Raw genomic sequence first — 20019 nt, forward strand, 5'->3', positions numbered from 1 at the left:
AACGCACCAGTTGGGCGCCCCGACCGGCCCCCCTCGCCCGGACCGCCGGCCCAAGGGGCCGTCACGACGCGGGCAGCGCCTGCTCGCACCAGATGGTCTTGCCCGTGGTCGTCTGCCGGGTGCCCCAGCCCTGGGTGAGCTGGGCGACGAGGAGCAGCCCGCGCCCGCCCTCGTCGAAGGCCCGGGCACGCCTGAGGTGCGGCGCGGTGCTGCTGGTGTCGGACACCTCGCAGATCAGCGTGTGATCGCGGATGAGCCGCAGCTGGATCGGCGGTTGCCCGTACCGGATGGCGTTGGTGACCAGCTCGCTCACCACCAGCTCGATGACGAACGTCGCCTCCGTCAGCCCCCACGCGTCGAGCTGCTCGACGACCAGCTTGCGAGCACGCTCCACCTGGACCGTTTCCGCCGGGATCTGCCACGTCGCGACATGGCCGGCCGGCAGCGCGCGGGTACGGGCCAGCAGCAGGGCCACGTCGTCGGCCGCACGGTCGGTGAGCAGGGAGCCGATCACGGTGTCACAGGCCTCTTCGAGCGAGTCCGCGGGCCGCGCCAGGGCCAGGCACAGCTCGGCCAGCCCGACGTCGATGTCCCGGTGACGCGCCTCCACGAGGCCGTCGGTGTACAGCGCGAGCACACTCCCGGCGTCCAGGTCCAGATCCGTGGCCTCGAAGGGGAGACCACCGACCCCCAGCGGGGGTCCGACATGGCCGGAGACGATGTGCGCCGTGCCGTCCGGACCCAGGACGGCGGGCATCGGGTGCCCGGCCGTGGCCAGCGTGCACCGGCGCGAGACCGGGTCGTACACCGCGTACAGGCAGGTGGCGCCGAGGTCCGCCGAGGAGAACCAGCCGTCCGCCCCCTCGTCGTCTCCGGGGCCGCCGGACACGGGCTCGCCTTCGCAGAGGTGCAGGATGAGGTCGTCGAGGTGGGTGAGCAGCTCATCCGGCGGCAGGTCGACATCGGCCAGCGTGCGCACGGCGGTGCGCAGACGGCCCATCGCCGCGGAGGCCTGCAGGCCGTGTCCGACGACGTCCCCGACGACCAGGGCGACCCGGCTGCCCGACAGCGGGATCACGTCGTACCAGTCACCGCCGACCCCGGTCCGCGTCCAGGCGGGCAGATAGCGGGAGGCCACCTCCACGGCCGTCTGGTAGGGCAGCCGCTGCGGCAGCAGGTGACGCTGCAGGGCCAGCGCGGTGGACCGCTCCCGGGTGAAGCGGCGCGCGTTGTCGACGGCGACCGCCGCCTTGGCGGCCAGCTCCTCGGCGAAGGCGACATCGTCCGGCCCGAACGGATCGGGCCGTTGGCGCCAGAAGTCCACCGTGCCCAGAGTCACCCCTCTGGCCTGCAACGGTGTCCTGATCCTGGAGTGGATGCCGTACGCGAGGACACGCGCCGCCGCCTCCGGCTGCTCCGCCGCCCACTCGGTGCTGTGCCGCAGGTCCGCGTCGAGCCGGGCCTGCCCGGAGAGCGGCGCCCGCGCCGCGGGCGGGGGCGAGGACAGGTCGGGCAGGTCGGCCGGACCCGCCAAGGGCGCATCGTCACGGATGCCGTCCGCGGCCACCCGGCGCAGCCGCGCGCCGGCTCCGGCGGCCGGCTCGTCGCCGCGCAGGACCGGTTCCAGCAGGTCGACGGTGGTGAAGTCGGCGAACCCGGGAACCGCCACCCGAGCCAGCTCGCGCGCCGTCTGCTCCACATCCAGCCCGGTGCCCACCGACACACTCGCCCCGTACAGCAGCTCCAGCCGCTTGTAGAGGAACTCCAGACGCTCACGCGCTTCCTCGGTTCGCGCACGGCTGTCCTGCAACGATTCCGCCATGGTGTTGAAGGACGCCGCCAGCGCCGCGACCTCCTCCACCCTGCTGGAGGGCACCCGTACCTCCAGGTCGCCCTTCGCCAGCCGCCCGGCCGCCGCTGCCGCGCGCCGCAGCGGACGCACGATGGCCCGGTGCTGGAACACGGTGAGCGTGACGATCAGCCCGGTCAGTCCGGCGAGCCCGGCGCACGCCACGACCACCGCACGCTGGGCGCTGGAGTCCGTGGCGTCCTGACGATCCTGGAGCTTGGCCCGCTCATCGGTGATGTACGTGGTGAACGAGGCCCGCAGCGCGTCCACCCGCCGCTTTCCCTCAGCCGTCTCCGCCGGACTCGAGGCCGAGGGGTCGTCCCGCCGGACCGCCTCGACCAGCGGCACCGAGTAGTCCGTGATGAAGGAGCCGATGTCCCTGTTGATCTGTCCCGCGAGACGGCGCTGCTCCGGCGAGGTCGCCGACGCGAGGAACCGCCTGGCCTCGGCCGGATAGGACTCCCGCGCCGCTTGCCAGGGTTGAAGGAAGGCCTCGTCCCGGGTGATGACGAAGCCTCGCTGCCCGGTCTCCAGGTCGATCAGATGCTGTTCCAGGACGCTGGCGTCGGTGATGGCCTCGCGAGAGGCCCGCGCGTCGGCCGTGAAACCGCGAGCGTCACCGATGACCTGCAGCAGGACGGCGAACGCGACACCGATCAGCACCGCCAGGAAGCCGCTCGCCAGGACCGAGGTGCTCGTCAGCCCCAGTCGTCCGCTCCCGCCCCCGGGCCGTGTCCTCATGATCCGCCCACCTAGGTCGTCCGACCGCCGGCGGTGGACGCACAGGTTCCGTGCAGAACGTTCGTCGAGCAGTGTCCAGGCTAGTAGAGCCGGTCACCCACCGCACCCGGCTGCCGCGCCCGCGAGAGGCCTCCGAAAGGGGAACCGGGGCAGAAGAAGTCATAGGGGAACCGATCCGTCCGTCGCCCTGGTCAGGAGGACGCGATGCCCAGGAGACTCCTCCCGGAAGGCGGGCTCTCGCTGCGTGACCGGCTCGGCAGGGAGATCTTCTCCCGCGTGGCGGGCCCCGAGGGCCCGGACAACCGCGCCCGCATCCACGGCACACCCGGCCCCCGCTGGTTCGGCCCCGAGCGCCCCGTCAGGAGGGTGCACGGGGACGCCTCGATGTTCATCGGCGGTCTGTCGGCCCTGCTGCTCCAGTCGCTCCATCCCCTGGCCATGGCCGCCGTGGCCGGGCACTCGGGCTTCCGCGGGGACCCCTGGGGACGGCTGCAGCGGACCAGCACCTTTCTGGCCGTCACCACCTACGGAACCGCCCGCAGCGCCCAGGAAGCCTGCGACCGCGTACGAGCCGTCCACGACACGGTGCGCGGCACGACCACCGACGGCCGGCCCTACTCCGCCGCCGACCCGCACCTGCTGTGCTGGGTGCACATCGCCGAGGTCGACAGCTTCCTGCGCGCCCACCAGCGCTACGGGGCGCACCCGCTCGACGACGAGGGACGAGACGCCTACGTCGCCGACATGGCCCGCATCGCCAGGGCGCTCGGCGTCCCGGACCCGCCGGTGAACGCCGCCGAACTCGCCGCGCGCCTGGCCGCCTACCGCGCCGAGCTGCGCGCCACCGACGAGGCACGCGACTCGGCCCGCTTCCTGCTGCTGAACCCGCCCGTCCCGTTCCTCGCCCGCCTCCCGTACGGCGTCATCGCCGCCAACGCCGTCTCCCTCCTGCCCCTCTGGGCCTCGCACGAACTACGGCTGCCCCGCCTCCCCGCCGCCGAAGGCCCCTGCATCCGCCCGCTCGGCACGGCCGTGACCGCGGGCATCCGCTGGGCCATGACACCGCCTCGCGACGCGGCCTAGCACTCACCGGCAAGGCACCTCGACTCGCCGCTCCGAAGCTGGCACTGTGCATACGCATGAAGCTGGACGAAACCGGGCAAAAGGGCAGCTCGGTGCGCTTGAGGCTCATGCTGGCCAGCAGCACCATGCTCTTCGTCGAGCTGGCACTGATCAGATGGGCGGGCGCCAACGTCGTCCACCTCAGCTACTTCTCGAACTTCATCCTGCTGGGATCGTTCCTCGGTATCGGCATCGGGTTCCTGATCGCGGCCGAGCGCGGACAATGGCTCAAACGCTGGACACCGGTCCCGCTGGTGCTCCTCGTCGTCCTGGTCCGCGAGTTTCCGGTGCAGGTGCGTCAGAGCAGCGGCCAGGTCATCTACTTCACGGCCGTGAAGACCACCGGCCTGCCTGAGTGGGTGACGCTGCCCGTCATCTTCTTGCTGACCGCGGCGATCATGGCCGGCATCGGCAAGATCACCGCCGACCTCTTCCGTCAGCTCCCCTCGCTCAACGCCTACCGCTACGACCTGCTCGGCAGCCTCACCGGCTCGATCTCCTTCGCCGTACTGTCCTGGCTGCGCGCCCCCTCGGTCGTCTGGGGCGTCCTCGCCGCCGTGGCCCTGCTGATCCTCGGCGGCCGCCGCAACACCCTGGTGTACGGCATCCCCCTGACGGCGATGGTCGCCGTGCTGTTCCTGGAGTCGACGACCACCGGCATCACCTGGTCGCCCTACTACAAGATCCAGCTCGAACGCTCACCGACCACGACCCGGACCTACTACATCTCCGCCAACGGCGTCCCGCACCAGAGCACCGCACCCCTCCCGGTGCTGATGCGCGAGAACTCCCCCTACCGGGAGGCCTACGAACAGACGCCCCACAACCCCCACAAACGCGTGCTGGTCATCGGGGCCGGCAACGGCAACGACGTCGCGGTCGCACTGGCATACGGAGCGGAGCACGTGGACGCGGTCGAGATCGACCCCCGACTGCAGCAGATCGGCGCCCAACTGCACCCCGCGAAGCCCTACGACGACCCCAGGGTGCACGTCCACATCGACGACGGCCGCGCCTTCCTGGAGCGGACGGACACCAAATACGACCTCATCGTCCTGGCCCTGCCGGACTCCCTGACCCTGGTGGCCGGCGCGAGCAATCTGCGCCTGGAGAGCTACCTGTTCACCCGGGAGGCATTCGAGGCCGCGCGCGACCATCTCACCCCCGACGGCGCCTTCGCCATGTACAACTACTACCGGAAAAGCTGGCTGGTCGACCGCTTCGCCGGCACCCTCGACGACGTCTACGGCCACGCCCCCTGCCTGACGACGTTCAAACGCAACGCGGCCGTACTGGTGACCGGAATGACCCCCGCAGACCAGTCCTGCGCCCAGACCTGGCGCCCCAGCGGCAAGGTCCCGGCGGCCGCGACCGACGACCACCCCTTCCCCTACCTCCTCCACCGCGGCATCCCCACCCTCTACCTGGGCGCGCTCGGCACCATGCTGCTGGTGACACTCCTGTCGGTCCGCCTGGCCGGCGTACGCATCAAAAAGACGATCCGCTACACCGACATGTTCCTCCTGGGCGCGGCCTTCCTCCTCCTCGAAACCAAGAACGTCATCGGATTCGCGCTCTACTTCGGCACCACCTGGCTGGTCAACGCCCTCGTCTTCATCGGCGTACTCCTGGCGGTCCTGGCGGCTGTCGAAGTCCGCCGCAAACTACGCCACGTCAACCAGATCCTGCTGCAGCTCCTCCTCTTCGGCTCCCTCGCGGCAGCCTGGCTGGTCCCGGCCCAAGCCGTCCTCGCCCTGCCGTTCCCCGCCCGCCTCGCCTCCGCCATCGCCCTCGCCTTCGCCCCCATCTTCTGCGCCAACCTCATCTTCTCGGACCGCCTAGCACTCGCCCCGGACCCGACCTCCGCCTTCGGCGCCAACCTCCTGGGCGCCCTGACCGGAGGCGCCCTCGAATACCTGGCCCTGATGACGGGCTATCAGACCCTGCTGCTGGTAGTAGCCCTGCTGTACCTGGGAGCAGGCGTCGCCATGCGCGTGACCGACACCGGCACACCCGCTCCCAAGACCTGAACCACTCCGAATCCGTACGAGCCCTGCGGCAACTGTGGGCCACCTCGGCCGCCTCGGCGAGGTTGGCGTGCTACCGGAGCGTTCACATTCATCCCATTGCAACGAATGACATATGCGTCGTTGCATTAAAATCAAGTCATTGCAACAATATTGAGGCTCTAGCCTGCATAAATGAAAGCTGTGCACAGGTGAGACGTTGCCTAAAATATAAACGCAACGTAGCGTTTCATGCATGAGAAACCATGGGTGGAAGGCTGCACGGGTAGAGAGATCCGAAGGTCGAGGGGCATGCGATCAAGGGGGTCGGACGGCAGGGAAGAACCGGCCACAATCGGCCCCCGGCGTCTTAACCGCCTTCGCCCGTTTCGTACTCTGCGGCGGCGGAGTAGGGCTGGCCTCCAGCTTCGCCGTGGCAGCGCTCGCCTCCCTCATTCCGTGGCTTCTGGCCAACGCCCTGATCACCGCGATCTCCACGCTCATCGCAACCGAACTGCACGCCCGCTTCACCTTCGGCATCGGCCGTCGCACGACATGGCACGAACACGCGCAGTCGGCCGGCTCAGCGGCGGCCGCATACGCGGTGACCTGCATGGCGATGCTCGTCCTGCACCACTGGATGGCAACCCCCGGCGCGGTACTCGAACAGCTCGTCTACCTCTCCGCCTGCGCCCTCGCCGGTGTCGCGCGTTTCGCGGTGCTCCGCCTCCTTGTCTTCGCCCGCCCCGCCCCGCAACTCGCGGCAGCGGCCCGCCCCGTGCACGCCACCGTGGCCCGCCCCACAGCACCCGCCGACCAGGAGGCGCTCTGCCGGACCGCCTGACTCCAAGCGCCCGGGGGCGATGATTCTCGGCGCGGTCGCAGGTCTATATCTCCACCACGCGTTCAAACCGCACCCGAGGAGAGAATCATGACCGCCGCCTACACGTTCGACGTCTTCTCCAGCCTCGACGGCTTCGGCGCCGCCGGCGGCGACTGGACGGGGTACTGGGGCAAGCAGGGCCCCGAACTCCTCGACCGCCGCCTCGCCCTGTACGACGAGGAACAGCGAATGGTCTTCGGAGCCCACACGTACCGGGCGTTCGCGCGCATGCTGGCCGAGAGCACCGAGGATTCCGACGTGCGTGACCCATGGGTCACCCGTATGCGGAACCTGCCGACAACGGTGGTGTCGACGACGCTGAAAGCCCCCCTCGACTGGCCGAACGCGAACGTCATGAGCGGCGACGCCGTCGACATCGTCGCCCGCCTCAAGAAGGAGTCCGACCTGCCGTTGCGCTCCCACGGCAGCCTGTCGATGAACCGGGCCCTGATGGCCGCCGGCCTGGTCGACCGCCTCCAGGTGACGCTCTTCCCCGTGATCACCGGCCGCACTGGGCTGGACCCGATCTTCCGGGAAGCCGCCGACTTCGACCTCGAACTGATCGAGAGCCGCACCCTCGACGGCCACATCCAAGAGCTCACCTACCGACCCACCCTGCATGCCTGAGCGCGACGGCAGGACGGCACGGAGCGGCGAGCAGCGGCGGGCCTCGGTCTACGCGCCGGGGGTCGGCGCAGCTCCAGAAAGCAGCGCAGCGGTCCGCCCGTCACCGATCACGCACCGGACAGCGAGCAGTTCCTGAACCGGGAAGTCAGACTCGCTGGCCCGCTTCGTGGATGGGGGCGTCGTACGGACGAGCAGGGAGCCGTGCCGGAGGCCCCAAGCAGCCATCTCAGCCCAACCCACCCCAGCGCTCTCAGCGCACGCGCCGACCTCGCGCACTGGTGGGGGAGGCGAGTGATCTGGCTCTGGGGCAGCAGTGGCGCTCCAGGAGGTACCGGCCGATCAGACATGCGTCCATGGCCCCAACCACCCCAACACCCGGCCCCACGATATGGCCGAGCCGCCCCCCGCCGACAACGACCACTCGCCCCCCGTGCCCCACCAGCGGGTGGACGCCGCCCGGCTGAGGGCGCAAGCCGCCACCGCCCTGTCCCTGACAAGCACGGACCAGACACCCCCGGCCCGGCCACCGCCTCCCGCCGTACCCCACGACCGGTTCCTGCGCCACCACGCGAAAGTGAGAGAAGCCTGCTGCAGGAGACGGGCCGCAGACCCGATCCCGCAGTCCGTCCGGCCAGAGTGCTCCGAGCAGACGAGACCCGCCTGGCCCCTCCGACAGGTTGGTCAATGTCCTGCCGGGGCGTGGGTGGGGCGTCCCTCTCACACCCGCAGCGCTGGGTCAGCGATGGCGAACGCCCCCGCGGCCGCGTCCATGCGCCTTCCGGTCGACGGCCGGTCAGCCCGACTAGGATGTGCCGCGCTTCGGGACTGGCCGGTCGAGGGTGGGGAGTTACGGGGATGGCGACGACGGCTGCCGCGCTGGTTCTGCGGGGAAGGCGTCGTACGGCGCTCCGCCTGGAGGGCCGGGTCGTGGTGCTGCGGAGGCCCACCGAAGAGCTGCGTATACCGGTGGAAGCGATGGCGGCGGTACGGGCGGAGGGACGCGCTGTCGAGATCGAACTGCTGGGCGGTGCCGAGCCGGTGGTCTACCGTCTGGAGGGGGTCTCCGAGGCTGGCGCTGCCGCGTTCGGGCAGACGGTCGCCCGGCTGCTGCCGGAGCCTGACGGTGACGCCGAACCCGTGGACGGTCCGTCACTGGTGGACGTGCGTTTGCTGCCCGGCCGGAACAGGGGGTGGCATGCCTCGGGGCGCAGAACACTCACCGCGGTGGCTGCCCTGTTCTATGCCGGGCTGGTGGCGGCCGTGGGCGTCTTCGGGGGCGGGGGACAGGTGGCCGCACTGCTCGGCGGTTCGGTCGCGCTGTACGCCGGGTGTTTCATGGTCTATGCCGGGGCCCGGGCGAACGTGGACGACTGGCGACTGAAACGGCGTGGCATCACGGTAGTGGCCCAGTTCTCGCACTACACCAACAAGCGGCGGGTGTACACGTACGCGACAGCCACCGGCCAGAGCCACACGTATCAGACAGCCGGCAGTGGCACGGACCCGATCGAGGTCACCTACGACCCTGCGCGGCCCGGGGACGCAAGGGCGGGCGTCAGCCTCCTGAACACGCTCATCATGGTCTTCCTACTGGCGATCCCGGCGTTCGTGGCGGTGATGGGCATCCTCCTCGTCGCTCACGTGGTTGCCGCACTGTGAGGCCGGCGCGCTGCTGCATCCGATCATTCTGCCGCCGATAGAACCAGCACCACTCACGCCGACGCACGACCTGGCACCGCGACCTGGCCCCTTCCACGGCGCCGCCAGCGGGGGAGTGATCGCACAGCGACGTCACGTTGCCCAGCCGAGTCCGAGTCCAGGCCGGCGAGCCCGACGCCCCTCAGGTGTGTTCGGGCCGCCGGCTGACAGAAATCCGCAAGGATATTCCGTGGTGGGATTCCGAGTGCGCTGTGTTGAAGTCGGCCACCGCAGGCGGCAGCTGGCACGAGCCGGTGGCTGATGCGTCCCGCCGGGGTTCTTCCTCGGCGGGACGCCGTCTTTCCGCGCCCGCCTCGCCGACCGGGTTGGGAGGCAGGTGTTCTACCAGTTGGTCAGGTCCACGAGGAGGTCGCAGAGTGGGTCGTCCGGAGAGGGCTTCTGGTGCTGCGTTTCTTCGATGAGGCTCGGAAGGGAAGCGATCAGGGCGGTGGTCATGTCGGTGAGGCGAACGTCGACGCCGATGACTCCTGGGCGGCCGGGACGCTGCACGTACAGGCGCAGCAGGTGGTGGCCCCGCATCAGGAATCCAATGAGGAAGGGGTTCTCCTCGTCGCCGGGGCCGGACAGGGCGCGTACGACGGTGAGGGTCTGGCCGTACTCGCTTTCCGGATCGGGGGTGATCTCCTCGGGGTGGAGGCGGATGACGGTCATCCCCATGGCTTCGCTGATGTCGCTCGTCCCGTAGATCTGAGTGCCCGCCAGCACCGTGCGCAGGATGCCCGGGATGTAGTACGGGGCAACGGTGTCGTGGGGGATCTCGTACAGGAGGGTGACGCCGTCCTCGTCGTCCCCGGCATGGACGGCAATCCGGACGGCGCCGGGCGCGGGCAGAACCCCGCGAAGCCGGCAGCCCTCGGCCAGGGGGCCGTTGAGGTAGTACAGCAGCAGGCGGCTGACCGCCGCCTGCTGCTCACGGTCTTCAGAGTCGATCACGCGTTCATCCAAGCAGGACCGGGGGGCGCCCCGTTGTGCGCGGCCGCGGCCCGACCACCGCGACGTCGCCGGCCCCCGAGCCGTTCCGCGCCCACCGGGGACGTCTGCGCTCTCGGGCCTCAGATTCCGGGGCGGCTGCGCGCAGTCCGCTGCGGCCCCGGCGGCACCGGGTCGCGAAAGCCCCGGCGGCGGGCGGCACCGGGCCGGCAGCGCAGCAGACGCGCCAGGATCAGCCGGCCGCCGCGCAGCGCGCCGTAGCGGTGGAGTGCCCGTACCGCGTAAGTGGAGCAGGTCGGGGTGTAGGGGCAGCAGGCCGGCCGGGTCGGGCTGACCGTGAGGCGGTAGTGGCGTACGGCCCGGTACATCGCACCGGACAGCCGCCCGCCCGGAGGGGCGCGGCGGGGTCAGCGCCGTGGCCGGCGGCCGTGAGCGAAGGGCGGAGAACGGCGAGCAGCATGGCCGCCTGCGACAAGCCGCCGCAGCAGCACGGGTGGGCCAGCGTGTCGAGCGTCCCCGCGCAGCACCCTTCGTCTTTCTCGCCGTCGGCTCTGTTTTTCATGTTGCGCTTCTGGCTTCGCGGCATGATGTCAGTCCTTCCCGTCACGGTCGAAAGGTCATATGGCGGGTACGGGTGGCGGTTGCGGGGGTTGGGAACCGCCGCTCCGCGCGGTCAGCCACGGTTCAGATCTTGGGTCCGGGGTCTTTGGGCTGGCCTCCCATTCGGTGGTCGTTCCAGTCGATGCCGTCGTCGTGTTCCTTGCTCGAGGCGAGTCCGAGGAGCCCGAGAAGGGGAGCCGCGATGAGGATTGCTCCGCACAGGCTGCCGATTGCCACGTACGCCGCGGCGGCGATGACGGCCCAGAACAGGATGTCGCACACGCTCCTCGCCCACAGCGGGAACGGGGCGCGCCACGCGTGGTAGCGGCGGTACATGCGCACGAGCTTGCCGGACGCGCGCTTGGACCGGCTGGACCCTCTCCGGCCTGGCGTCGCCGTGTGGCCGTTGCCGTGCGGACGGGCCTTTTTCTTTCCCATGGAGCCGTTTGTCCCTTCGATTGCCCCTTGGCCGGGTGCGTGTGTCCTGTCGGGGTGTGGCTGGGGCGGTTCAGTTCACGCCCGCGGTGGTGGGTCAGTGGCGGTGGCGGCCGCCGCAACGGTGGTTGCCCCAGGATTCCTCGTCGATGGGGCGTCCGCGGTCGTTGCGGAGGGTGGCGGTGTCGGGACCTGTTGTCCCAGACTTAGTTGCATCGGTCCTGGTACAGGTCACTGCCGGTGTCGCGGCCGTGGCCGGTGTGGATGCGGACCGTGGCACGGCCCGAGGCGGTAGCGGTCGAAGGTGTAGCCGCGGCCGTCCTCGTCCCTTTCAGGGGCCGGCCCTCGAGGCTGGCGGTGCGGCGGCCGGTGTTCGTGCCACCCACTCGCGGTTCGGACAGCGGATGGAACGGGCATCCCGGCCGGGCGAGTCGTACTGGATGTCGGAGATCTCCGCCTTTGACCGCTCGGGGCGGGCGTGGTCGGCGGCGGATGCCGGCAGCGTGACCACCGAGGCCAGAGCGCCGGCGGTGAGGGTGACGGCGGCGAGACGACGAGCGGTGACTGAAACCGGAAGCGGACAAGAGCTCCCCTTATGGTCCGGACACCATCCCCGAGGAGCCCCATGCGGGCTGCCCGGGCAGTCGGATGCCGTGTGTCGGTGACGGCCGACTGGCCGCCCGCACACCCTGTCAACGCCATGGAGAAGACGAGGGAAAAACATGACCCTGTTACCAGTCGTCAGATTTTCCGTAACTCTCGGATGCGACATCCATCTAAATCATCCTTGCGCAATGTTGACGCACTGACAGAGGGGCAGGCCGTGCGGGCGTTGGGGTCAGGCATCTCTCTGCCACGCTGCGCCACCCCGCAAGGGATCGGGCCGTCACCCGAAAGTGAGTAACAGCCATCTGGTCGCGGAGTGCTCGGGTTCTGGTCTCACCTGCGGCTGGGCGGGACCTCGTCCCACCACCCGGCAGGCAGGATCAGTGTCGCCGGAGCAGGTCGGACAGGCGACGCTGTACGGGCTCGCACACGGTGGTGGCGCCGCGGAGTGTGGCGTCGATGGCGAGTGTCGCGAGGTCCCACAGGGGCACCTTCTCCAAGAGGAAGTGGACCTCGATGCCGTGCAGATCCATGGCGCATGCGAGGTCGGTGACGTCTTCCAGGGGACGCTGGCGGACGAATTGCGTCAGGAGTTCGTCCCGAGGGCCTCCGCGTTCCCAGGTCTGGTCAGACCAGGGGTAGAGCGTGCCGTTGCCCCTGCGCTGCAGACCCCAGACGGCGATGGCTTCCGGAGCTGCCATCCGGGCGAGCGGCAGCACATTGGTGGACATGGAGTCCAGGGTGCAGAAGACGGCTGCGCGTTCGGCGTCCTCGGTGAGCCCGGCTTCTTCCAGGGGCTGTTCGTGCACAAGGCGGAATTCCTGTTGCATGAGCGCGGTGTCGCGCAGGCGGTCTGCGGTGCCGTGGCGGCCGGCGGCGCGTAAGGCGGCGAGCCAGTCCACCCACAGTCGGGGCCTGCCCCTGCCTTCGAGGTGGTGGGTATTGCCTATATCGGCGAGATAGCGCATGGCGCGGACGTGCTCGTCCTGGTCGCCGGAGAGGTTCTCGATGGATTGCACGACGTACAGGGCCATCTCCGGGATGACGGCCGGAGCGCCGGTGTCCGCGTTCTTCTGAAAGCAGCTGTCGTCGGCGGCCTCCCACAGGAAGAGGAACCTGCTGACGACGGTGCCGCAGTCCGCGCTGGTGTGGGAACCGGGCACGGCCGAGGCCATGTCGGACAGGACGACGACCACGTGCTCCAGCTCCTTCCAGCGCGGCACAGCGCCGGTGCCGCGCAGCATCTGGCCGACTGTGTCGTGGCTGACCGTCTCGGGGAACTCCTCGTTTCGTGCTGCCGCGGCTTCGGAGACGGTCCGCAAGCTGGGCCTGCCGGCCTTGGTGTGCAAGTCCTGCAGTGCCTGGGTCAGTTCCTCCCGCGCACTGTCCATGTCCGCCCCCTCGTCTCGGCCGCCACCCGTTGGTCCGGCCGGACGGCCGGGTGTCAGAGAGTGCCAGGAAGTGCAGGTCACCGGCATCGCGCAGAAGACGTAAGTGGATGGTGATGGAAGCTGATGAATTTGTACGGCGAGATCCGTTCAGCATCCTGGGCGGGCCGTGACGCTGGATACAAGGCGCCGAACGACGGCACCGGCGAGACACTCGGGGAGTCCGCCATGGCACACGTCCGTACCTCCGGCTGATCACCTTCGTGATCAGCCTGGCCACAGCGTGGCCGGACCACCGCCCTGGAGCAGCACGACGAGGAGACTGCGTGCTACGAACAGGTGGGCCACCCCAGCCCTGCGCCATCACCTCATAGGGCCCCTAACGCCCTTGCGTTCCCGCGCCCAAGGCCACCCACGGCTGCCGTCCACGGCGTGCGGGGAGACACCGACCGAGCAGGCCCAGGTGCTGCTGGGAGACGCCGAAACCGCCACGTGGGTCACCTGGGCGTCATCGGCTCGACTCCCCGCCGCGCCCCTGGAGTTCACGTGCCCCCAGTGGCCCGCCGCGCACCCGACCCCATGAAGGCCCGCGAGGCTCTGCACCGTGCGCTGCGCCTCCTGGATGACCAGGACGACCCACACGCGCTCGCTGAGGCCCGGGCGGCGGCCCAGGCGGCCGTGGACGCGGTGCCGTACCCGTGGCGGGCGCCGCACTGCGCCGAGTGCCGGCGCAACGTGAAGGAAGCCACCTGCCGAAAGCCGCACCTGCACCCGCTGTGCCGCGTTCAGGGCAGGCGACCCCATGCCGCTCTTCGGCATCTGATCAGCAAGCCCTCCAGCGAAAGCGCCGACGAGACCATCCGAGACCGGTTCCGCCCTGGGGCGGACACACCGGCCCTGCGGCGGCAGGTAGCCGACCTGGAGGAACCCGGCGGTCCTGCGGCCGGGATGAGCATGGCCGCCCTTCGGTACCTTAAGTGGCTGAGGTAGGAACTCGACCTCAACGACCGGGGCCTGCGGGACATCTGGGAGACCATCGTCGCCACCGGGCGCCGCTGCAGCGAGGTCGTCGGACTACGCCTGGACTGCATCGGCCGCTACCGCGGCCTGGCCATGCTGTGGCACGACCAGACCAAGGTCGGCAACTACAACGAGGGCATCCGCATCCCCGAGCCCGTCTACCAGTGCCTCGATGCCCGCCGAACCAAGACACTCCACCGCTTCGAAAAGCGCTACGGCCGCACCCCAACAGCCGCTGAACGCCCCGGCCTGGCCCTGTTCCCCTCCCGCATCCGCAACCCCAATGGCCGGCAGCCGATCTCCTACGGACACTTCAACCAGCGCTTCAAGACCTGGATCGCCGACCTCGACCTCGGCGGCGCCTACGTCGCCCACCAGGCCCGCCACACCCTGGCCACCAACCTGCTGCGCGCCGGCGCCACGCTCACCCACATCCGCCGCTACCTCGGCCAGCTCTCCGAACGTATGGCCGAGCACTACGTGAAGATCACCAACAGCGACCTCGAAGACGTCCTGAACACCATCTGGGTAGCCGGGCCCGGCGCACCCCACCCAGGCAAACTCCTCTCCGGCGACACCACCCCCATCGACCGCGAGACAGCCCTCGCCCTGGCCCTGGACCGCTCCCGCCGCAGCACCCCCACCGACGGCGGATTCTGCACCTACCAACCCGTCGTCGACGGCGGAGCCTGCCCCTGGAAACTCGACTGCGAGAACTGCGACAACTTCGTCCTCTCCGGCGCAGACCTCCTCTACTGGCGCCGCAAAGCCGAACAGTGGCGCTCCATAGCCGAGAACGCCCCCGACGACGCCACCGCCGACTACCTCCACACCGTCTTCGAACCCACCGCCAAAGCCATCAAAGGACTCGAACAGGCCCTGGCCGCCCTCGGCATCCTCGACGAAGCCCTCACCCTCGACCTGCGGCGCCCCCAGGACTACTTCCACCGCACCGGAGCACCGCCTTCCGCGCCCGAGACCTCGCAGCACTTCAGGCCCCCGACGACACCACAGGACAGCCATGAGCCCCCGCACCGACGCGGCCGTCCAAGCCCGCCGCCAAGCCACCCAGGAGATGCTCGAACGCCTCCAGACCGCCCTGACGGCCGCAGCACGCGACCACACGCCTGTCACCGTCGCAGCCCTCGCCCGTACTGCCCGCGTCTCACGTACCTTCCTCTATCAAAACCAGCAGGCCAGAGCCGTGATCGAACAGGCCACCCGCACAACCAGACCCCATCCCGGAGTCTCCAGCAGCGCCAGCCGCGCACAGCCCGCCTGGAAGGAACGTGCACTCAACGCCGCAGACGCACTCACCCAAGCCCAGCGCGAAATCCGCACCCAGCGCACCCGCATCGCAGAACTCCTCGGCAAGATCCGCGACCTCGAACACGATCTCCCCGAAGGCTCACTTCAGCGCATCGTCACCGAGAACACCACGCTGAAGCAGCACGTACGACAACTCACCCAGGACAACCAGCAGATCCAAGAACGCCTGACCAGCGCCCGCCAGAACAACCGCTTCATGGACAAACGCATCGCCGACCTTGAAGCCCAACTCGTTCCCTACCTCACCACCCCGCCCCCGCGCTTCTGACCCAGCCTCGGATCATTGCCAAACGGGACGGACCTTGCCGATGGGAGCGTCACGCCCACTCGATGCCCAGCTCCCGCAGTGCGTCGAGCTGGTCCTGGGCGAGCTTGTCCCGCCTAGATTTGGTGTTGGAGACCCACACACCCAATTTCACGGCCACCGGCTCCGTCTCGCTGTCGACCGCGATCTCTTCGCTGTGGCCGCGGGGTACAGGCCGGTGAGCACCTTCCCGTTCCACCCACTGCGCGAGAGCCGTCAGGCCGCGCTGGAACGCCTGCTGCGCCTTGCTCGGGCCCTTCGTCGCACGCGTAGCCGCAGGGGCCGGAGACGTCGCCTGGGCGGGCTTGATGCCCAGCTTGGACAGCCGCTCCTGCTGCTCGGTCGACAGCTGCGCCCAAGTAGCCGGCTGGGACTGCCGCTGGAGCCAGCGCCCGATATCGTCGCCGTCGAAGAGGACGCCCGGAGCGATGTCGGGCAGAGCGCCGTCGGCGTCGACGAGGTCGGCGAGGACGCGGTAGTGGCGTTGCCAGGCCAGTGGCCAGGGGCAGTTCCAGTCCGAGTCGATCGCCGCCAGCTGCTCCGCGCGCTCCGCCGCCCGCTCGGGGTCCTTTCCGAGGCCGCCCTTGCGGCGCAGGTTGGCCATGTGCTGCCCAACGGGTACCAGCCCCCCGGCCTCGCTCTCGCCCCACACCTGGTCCTGGCGGGGTGCGAGGTGGCCTGTGGCCTGCCGGTAGGAGCGGAGTGCGGCGAGTTTGTTCTCCCACGCCTCTTCGCCCGGCTCCCAGATCATCCCGGCCTCGGGAGCGTCCAAGAGCTCCTTGCGCCGCGGCTCCAGTTCCCCGGCCCGCAGTGCCTTTCGCTGCTGGTGCACCCACCTCCCCAGCGGGAAAGCCTTTGTCACGCCGACCTCGACCTCGGTGTCGTAGGGGACGGCGTAGAGGCCGGGGATGTGGTGCTTCTTCCGCCAGTGGATGAGGGCTTGGTAGCCCTCCAGCCACACCAGGGACTCCGGCCGGTAGACCCGGGTGCGCAGGAAGGCCGCGATGGTCGCCGCGTCGCGCGGGCTGGAGAAGTGGAGCAGGGCCGACTCTGCAACGGCGTCGGTGTCGTCCTGTTCCTCGTCCTGGCCATCGCCCGCGCCGCCGGCCCCGATGATCTGGCCGTCCTCATCGCGCCGGACGTGCACCTTGCGCTTCCCGCTACTCAGGGCCCGGGAGGCGAGCTGCTCGACAAGTCGTTCATCATGACTGCGGAGGCCTTGCAAAACGGCTACAAGGGGGCGAAAACTGGCGGAGGCGACCATGTCAGTGGGGTCCTCGCCGGACTCCAGGAACACCGGCACGATGATGCGGGCGATCTTCGTGCTGCCGTCGCGGTTGAGCCTGAGCGCTCGGCCGATGTTCTGCACGATCTCCACCTGCGAACCGCGGGTGTCGGCGAAGCAGAGGGCTTCCACGCCCCGCTCGCCAGTGATGTCGACGCCTTCTCCGAGCACGCGACAGCTTGCGAGGAACGCGCGGTGGACCCGGCGGCCAGCTGCGTCGATGCCGTTGGCGAACTGCCGCAGCACCTCGCGCCGTTCGGCCACCAGGTGGTCGCCGCACAGCCATGCCGACCACACGCGGTCCGGCGGGACATGGCGACCGGCCTCCAGCTCGTAGAACTCCGCGTCGATCGACGATGCGGGGAGTCGGCCCGCGGCGGCCAAGTCGCCGTCGGAGGCGTCGTTGACGTACAGCTCCGCGGCCGTCTCCGGCATCTTCTCCGCGAAAGCCGCCGCCTCCTCCACCTTCTGATGGAAAGTCATGACTGTACGGAGGTTGTGCGCGGCGGCGTGCTCCAGGATCGCGGTCTGCAGAAGCGCCAGGCGTCGGCCCCGCTGTGCTTCCTCCGATTCCCCGAGGACCGGGGAGGGGTCGCGGATCTCCAGCACGTCGATCTCGAACCCGGCGAGGATCGCTCGTTCGATCGCCTCGCTCAGCCCGAGCTCAGCCAGCCACGGGCCGTAGGTTTCCGAGTCCTGGCCCATGGTCGCGATCTCCACCTCCTGACCGTCCGTGCCCTTCTGCGGCCGGGGCGCGGCGAGGATGCGCGGGGTCGCGGTCAGGTACAGCCGGAAGTCGGCGGGGATACGGGCGTTGTCGTGGATCGCCGCCCATGGCCTGCCAAGATCGCCTGCGGTTGAGTGGGCTTCGTCGATGATGGCGAGCGAAAAACCGTCCATGCGCTGGCCGTACAGCCGCTCCCCGCCCGTCAGGGCTGCCTCCAGCGGCCCGCGAGTGCGTCCCTGGCCCGTCGGGTCGTCGAAGTCCTCGCGGTCCACGAGAGAGGCGTACGTGGCGAACACGATGACCGGTCCGTGCCCGGCCCACAGGGCGAGCTGGATGGGGTTGGTGGTGGTGCGCACGCCCAGCTCGTTCAGGACCGGGTCGTTTTCCAGCGAGCACACCGCGACCATGGGGGAGCGGTGCCCCACGGCCCGCCACGCCTGGGCGGTCTGCACGAGCAGGTCCAGGGTCGGCACGGTCACGAGGATCCGGCCTTCGGGGAAGCACTCCAGTGCACTCGCGGCGGCCATGATCGTTTTCCGGAGCCGGTCGCTGACACGATCGTGCCACGGGCACCCTGTGGGGGCACAGATGATCTTGCAGGGAATCCGACCCACTTACGGAAACGCGACTTCTGGTCGATCTGGTGTTTCTTGAGTGGAATCCTGCTCATCGCCCTTCCCCCTCTCCCGTGTCGTACAGCCAGCTGCCGTGAAGCCTTTCCAGTGCGGTTTCCTCCTGGCCGCGCTTCGTCCAGATCCCTTCGAGCCAGAGCGGGGTCGTCTCGATCCTCTCGCACAGCACGAAGGACCCGGGCAGGTCGATCAGCACGAGCTCGCCCGCGAACATGCCGCCCGGCCCGTAGCGGCGCCACAGCCGCTCCAGCCGCGCCCGGTGCTCGTGCAGGTATGCGTCCAGCGTCTGCGGGTAGGTTTCCGGCTCCGCCAGGTGCACGGTTCGCAGGGCGATGTCCACGAGCTCCTGGGACGACTTCTGGTCCCACTGCTCGGAGGTGGTGCCGGTCACGGCGGCATAGTGCTGCTCGCACACGGCGAGGACGCGCTCGATGAGCTCCGCCGGCGCGTCGCTCTCCTCGTCACGAAGGGAAGGCCGACCAACACCCGTGTGCCGATCGGGCAGGGCGTGCAGTTCGCCGGTGCCGGCGCTCGCCTCCACCAGGTCCAGGCCGTGGTCGGCGAGGTGAGCCAGGAGCAAGCGAGACAGGACCTCCCCGTCCCGGGCGTGCAGCTGAGCGTTGTCCTCTCCGCTGTCGGGGGAGACGATCGCGCGAGTGAGGACGGTGTCGAAGAAGAACTCGGACAGGACCTCGATCAACTCCGGGCGGGCAGATGCTGGCTGATCGTCCAGGGCGGCAACAGCGGCGTCCATGACCGCAGTGAGGAACAGCCCGCGAGCGCCCTGCAGTTGACGCGCCTCGCTCTGCGGGCTCTCCTCGACGGCCTCCACCACGCGGTACAGGCCCTGATCCCCGTACAAGCCACCCGGCTTCTCCTTCGCCCGGCGCACCTTCGCCACGGCCTCCTCAACGGACCGCGCATAGGTGTAGTTCGTCACCACCGAGGCCCCGGGATGCGCCGGGTCAGTCCGCTGCGCCACGATCCGATAGCGGATCAGCCCGGAGTCAGACTCCACTGCCCCACCGCTCGCACCTTCCTGACGGTCCCGCAGCGCCTGGTGCCAGCGGTCCGCCTGCGCATCCCTCTCGGGAGAGTAGTCGTCCCACGCCGTGCCACCCATCAAGGTCCAGATGCGCCGCAACTCGTTCCGCCGAACCGCCGCCAGCAGCTCCTCCGTACTGAGTGGCCTCGGGTGACCCTCGCGGCTTTCCAAACCACCCGCAGCTCCTCCGTACTGAGTGGCCTCGGGTGACCCTCGCGGCTTTCCAAACCACCCGCAGCCACCAACCGTTCGCGGATCTGTTCCGCCGTAAATCCAGTAACCTCACGCTGGATTTCCTCCCGCACCTTGAGGCGCATTTCGACGCTCAGCAAATTCGTACCCTCCTTCAAGACTCGCCCCAAGTGGTTGGTGGGAGTCCCGTGTTTCCGCCAACGGTACATGCTGCATCAACCTGATGCAGCCGCTACACTAGAACCCACACGAACGAGCGACCCCCGCCCCTTATAGCCAGCCCCGCCCGCGCCAGCGGGCCCCAAAGGGACTGGAGGCGCAGCCGAAAGGACCGTCAGGCGGGGGAGCGCAGCGGACTCGCCGATCAGGCTGGAGCGAAGCGGAAGCCTGGTAGCGGGACAGAGTCCCGCCGGTCCGGGAGCGCAGCGGACGGACCGTCACCCTGCTTGCGCAGCAAGCAGGGTGTGCGGGTGGCGCAGCCACCCGCCAGCGCTCACGCGGAGCGTGAGCGCAACACCCGTGCGCAACACCCGTGCGCAGCACGGGTGTTCGCTTGCACATCGCGCAGCGATGGGACAC

13 protein-coding genes and 3 pseudogenes are annotated in these 20019 nt (G+C 69.4%); 8 read left to right on the plus strand and 8 right to left on the minus strand.

Features of this window, described 5'->3' with window-relative positions; all coding sequences use genetic code 11:
* Positions 1-61: 61 nt before the first annotated feature.
* The gene (locus NNW99_RS38685) at positions 62-2590 is read right to left on the minus strand and encodes a SpoIIE family protein phosphatase (protein WP_215124070.1); all 2529 of its coding nucleotides are present in this window, start codon (positions 2588-2590) and stop codon (positions 62-64) included.
* A gap of 204 nt (positions 2591-2794) precedes the next feature.
* On the opposite strand from NNW99_RS38685, the gene NNW99_RS38690 reads away from it, so the two are divergent.
* From NNW99_RS38690 to NNW99_RS38710, 5 genes are all read left to right on the plus strand, one after another.
* On the plus strand, positions 2795-3673 hold the full coding sequence (locus NNW99_RS38690; RefSeq protein ID WP_215124071.1) for an oxygenase MpaB family protein: 879 nt from the start codon (positions 2795-2797) through the stop codon (positions 3671-3673).
* 107 nt (positions 3674-3780) lie between these two features.
* Positions 3781-5742: a spermidine synthase gene (locus tag NNW99_RS38695; protein ID WP_251058058.1), complete on the plus strand. Its 1962-nt coding sequence runs from the start codon at positions 3781-3783 to the stop codon at positions 5740-5742.
* A 232-nt stretch (positions 5743-5974) separates the two neighbouring features.
* Positions 5975-6562 (plus strand): GtrA family protein, encoded by a 588-nt coding sequence (locus NNW99_RS38700; protein WP_370869188.1) that lies wholly within the window; start codon positions 5975-5977, stop codon positions 6560-6562.
* An 87-nt stretch (positions 6563-6649) separates the two neighbouring features.
* Positions 6650-7228: a dihydrofolate reductase family protein gene (locus NNW99_RS38705; protein WP_215124073.1), complete on the plus strand. Its 579-nt coding sequence runs from the start codon at positions 6650-6652 to the stop codon at positions 7226-7228.
* 855 nt (positions 7229-8083) lie between these two features.
* The gene (locus NNW99_RS38710; protein ID WP_215124074.1) at positions 8084-8887 is read left to right on the plus strand and encodes a hypothetical protein; all 804 of its coding nucleotides are present in this window, start codon (positions 8084-8086) and stop codon (positions 8885-8887) included.
* 381 nt (positions 8888-9268) lie between these two features.
* On the opposite strand, the gene NNW99_RS38715 is transcribed toward NNW99_RS38710, so the two are convergent.
* The 5 genes and pseudogenes from NNW99_RS38715 to NNW99_RS38735 form a co-directional block, all read right to left on the minus strand.
* Positions 9269-9880: a hypothetical protein gene (locus tag NNW99_RS38715; protein ID WP_215116510.1), complete on the minus strand. Its 612-nt coding sequence runs from the start codon at positions 9878-9880 to the stop codon at positions 9269-9271.
* Between the two features lie 119 nt (positions 9881-9999).
* The gene (yidD, locus tag NNW99_RS38720; RefSeq protein ID WP_215116509.1) at positions 10000-10245 is read right to left on the minus strand and encodes a membrane protein insertion efficiency factor YidD; all 246 of its coding nucleotides are present in this window, start codon (positions 10243-10245) and stop codon (positions 10000-10002) included.
* Between the two features lie 316 nt (positions 10246-10561).
* Positions 10562-10915 carry a hypothetical protein gene (locus NNW99_RS38725; RefSeq protein ID WP_215116508.1) on the minus strand — a complete coding sequence of 118 codons (354 nt, stop codon included), beginning with the start codon at positions 10913-10915 and terminating at the stop codon, positions 10562-10564.
* A gap of 94 nt (positions 10916-11009) precedes the next feature.
* Positions 11010-11423: pseudogene (locus NNW99_RS38730) on the minus strand (lamin tail domain-containing protein).
* Between the two features lie 475 nt (positions 11424-11898).
* Positions 11899-12909, minus strand: a complete 1011-nt coding sequence (locus NNW99_RS38735; RefSeq protein ID WP_215116507.1) for a hypothetical protein — start codon at positions 12907-12909, stop codon at positions 11899-11901.
* Positions 12910-13452: 543 nt separating this feature from the next.
* On the opposite strand from NNW99_RS38735, the gene NNW99_RS38740 reads away from it, so the two are divergent.
* The 3 genes and pseudogenes from NNW99_RS38740 to NNW99_RS38750 all read left to right on the plus strand — a co-directional run bounded on the left by NNW99_RS38740 (position 13453) and on the right by NNW99_RS38750 (position 15523).
* Complete coding sequence (locus tag NNW99_RS38740) at positions 13453-13896, plus strand: hypothetical protein (protein WP_215116506.1); 444 nt, start codon at positions 13453-13455, stop codon at positions 13894-13896.
* A gap of 90 nt (positions 13897-13986) precedes the next feature.
* Positions 13987-14358, plus strand: a pseudogene (locus NNW99_RS38745) (tyrosine-type recombinase/integrase); the annotation flags it as partial.
* A 589-nt stretch (positions 14359-14947) separates the two neighbouring features.
* On the plus strand, positions 14948-15523 hold the full coding sequence (locus NNW99_RS38750; protein ID WP_251057645.1) for a DUF6262 family protein: 576 nt from the start codon (positions 14948-14950) through the stop codon (positions 15521-15523).
* Between the two features lie 49 nt (positions 15524-15572).
* On the opposite strand, the pseudogene NNW99_RS38755 reads toward NNW99_RS38750, so the two are convergent.
* Both NNW99_RS38755 and NNW99_RS38760 read right to left on the minus strand, forming a co-directional pair.
* A pseudogene (locus NNW99_RS38755) lies at positions 15573-18241 on the minus strand (Helicase associated domain protein).
* The gene (locus tag NNW99_RS38760; RefSeq protein WP_255961262.1) at positions 18238-19419 is read right to left on the minus strand and encodes a hypothetical protein; all 1182 of its coding nucleotides are present in this window, start codon (positions 19417-19419) and stop codon (positions 18238-18240) included. The pseudogene NNW99_RS38755 and the gene NNW99_RS38760 overlap by 4 nt, the downstream one beginning before the upstream one ends.
* Between the last annotated feature and the right edge of the window lie 600 nt (positions 19420-20019).

The organism is Streptomyces sp. CRCS-T-1 (assembly GCF_024442335.1).
GTDB classification, from domain to species: domain Bacteria; phylum Actinomycetota; class Actinomycetes; order Streptomycetales; family Streptomycetaceae; genus Streptomyces; species Streptomyces koelreuteriae.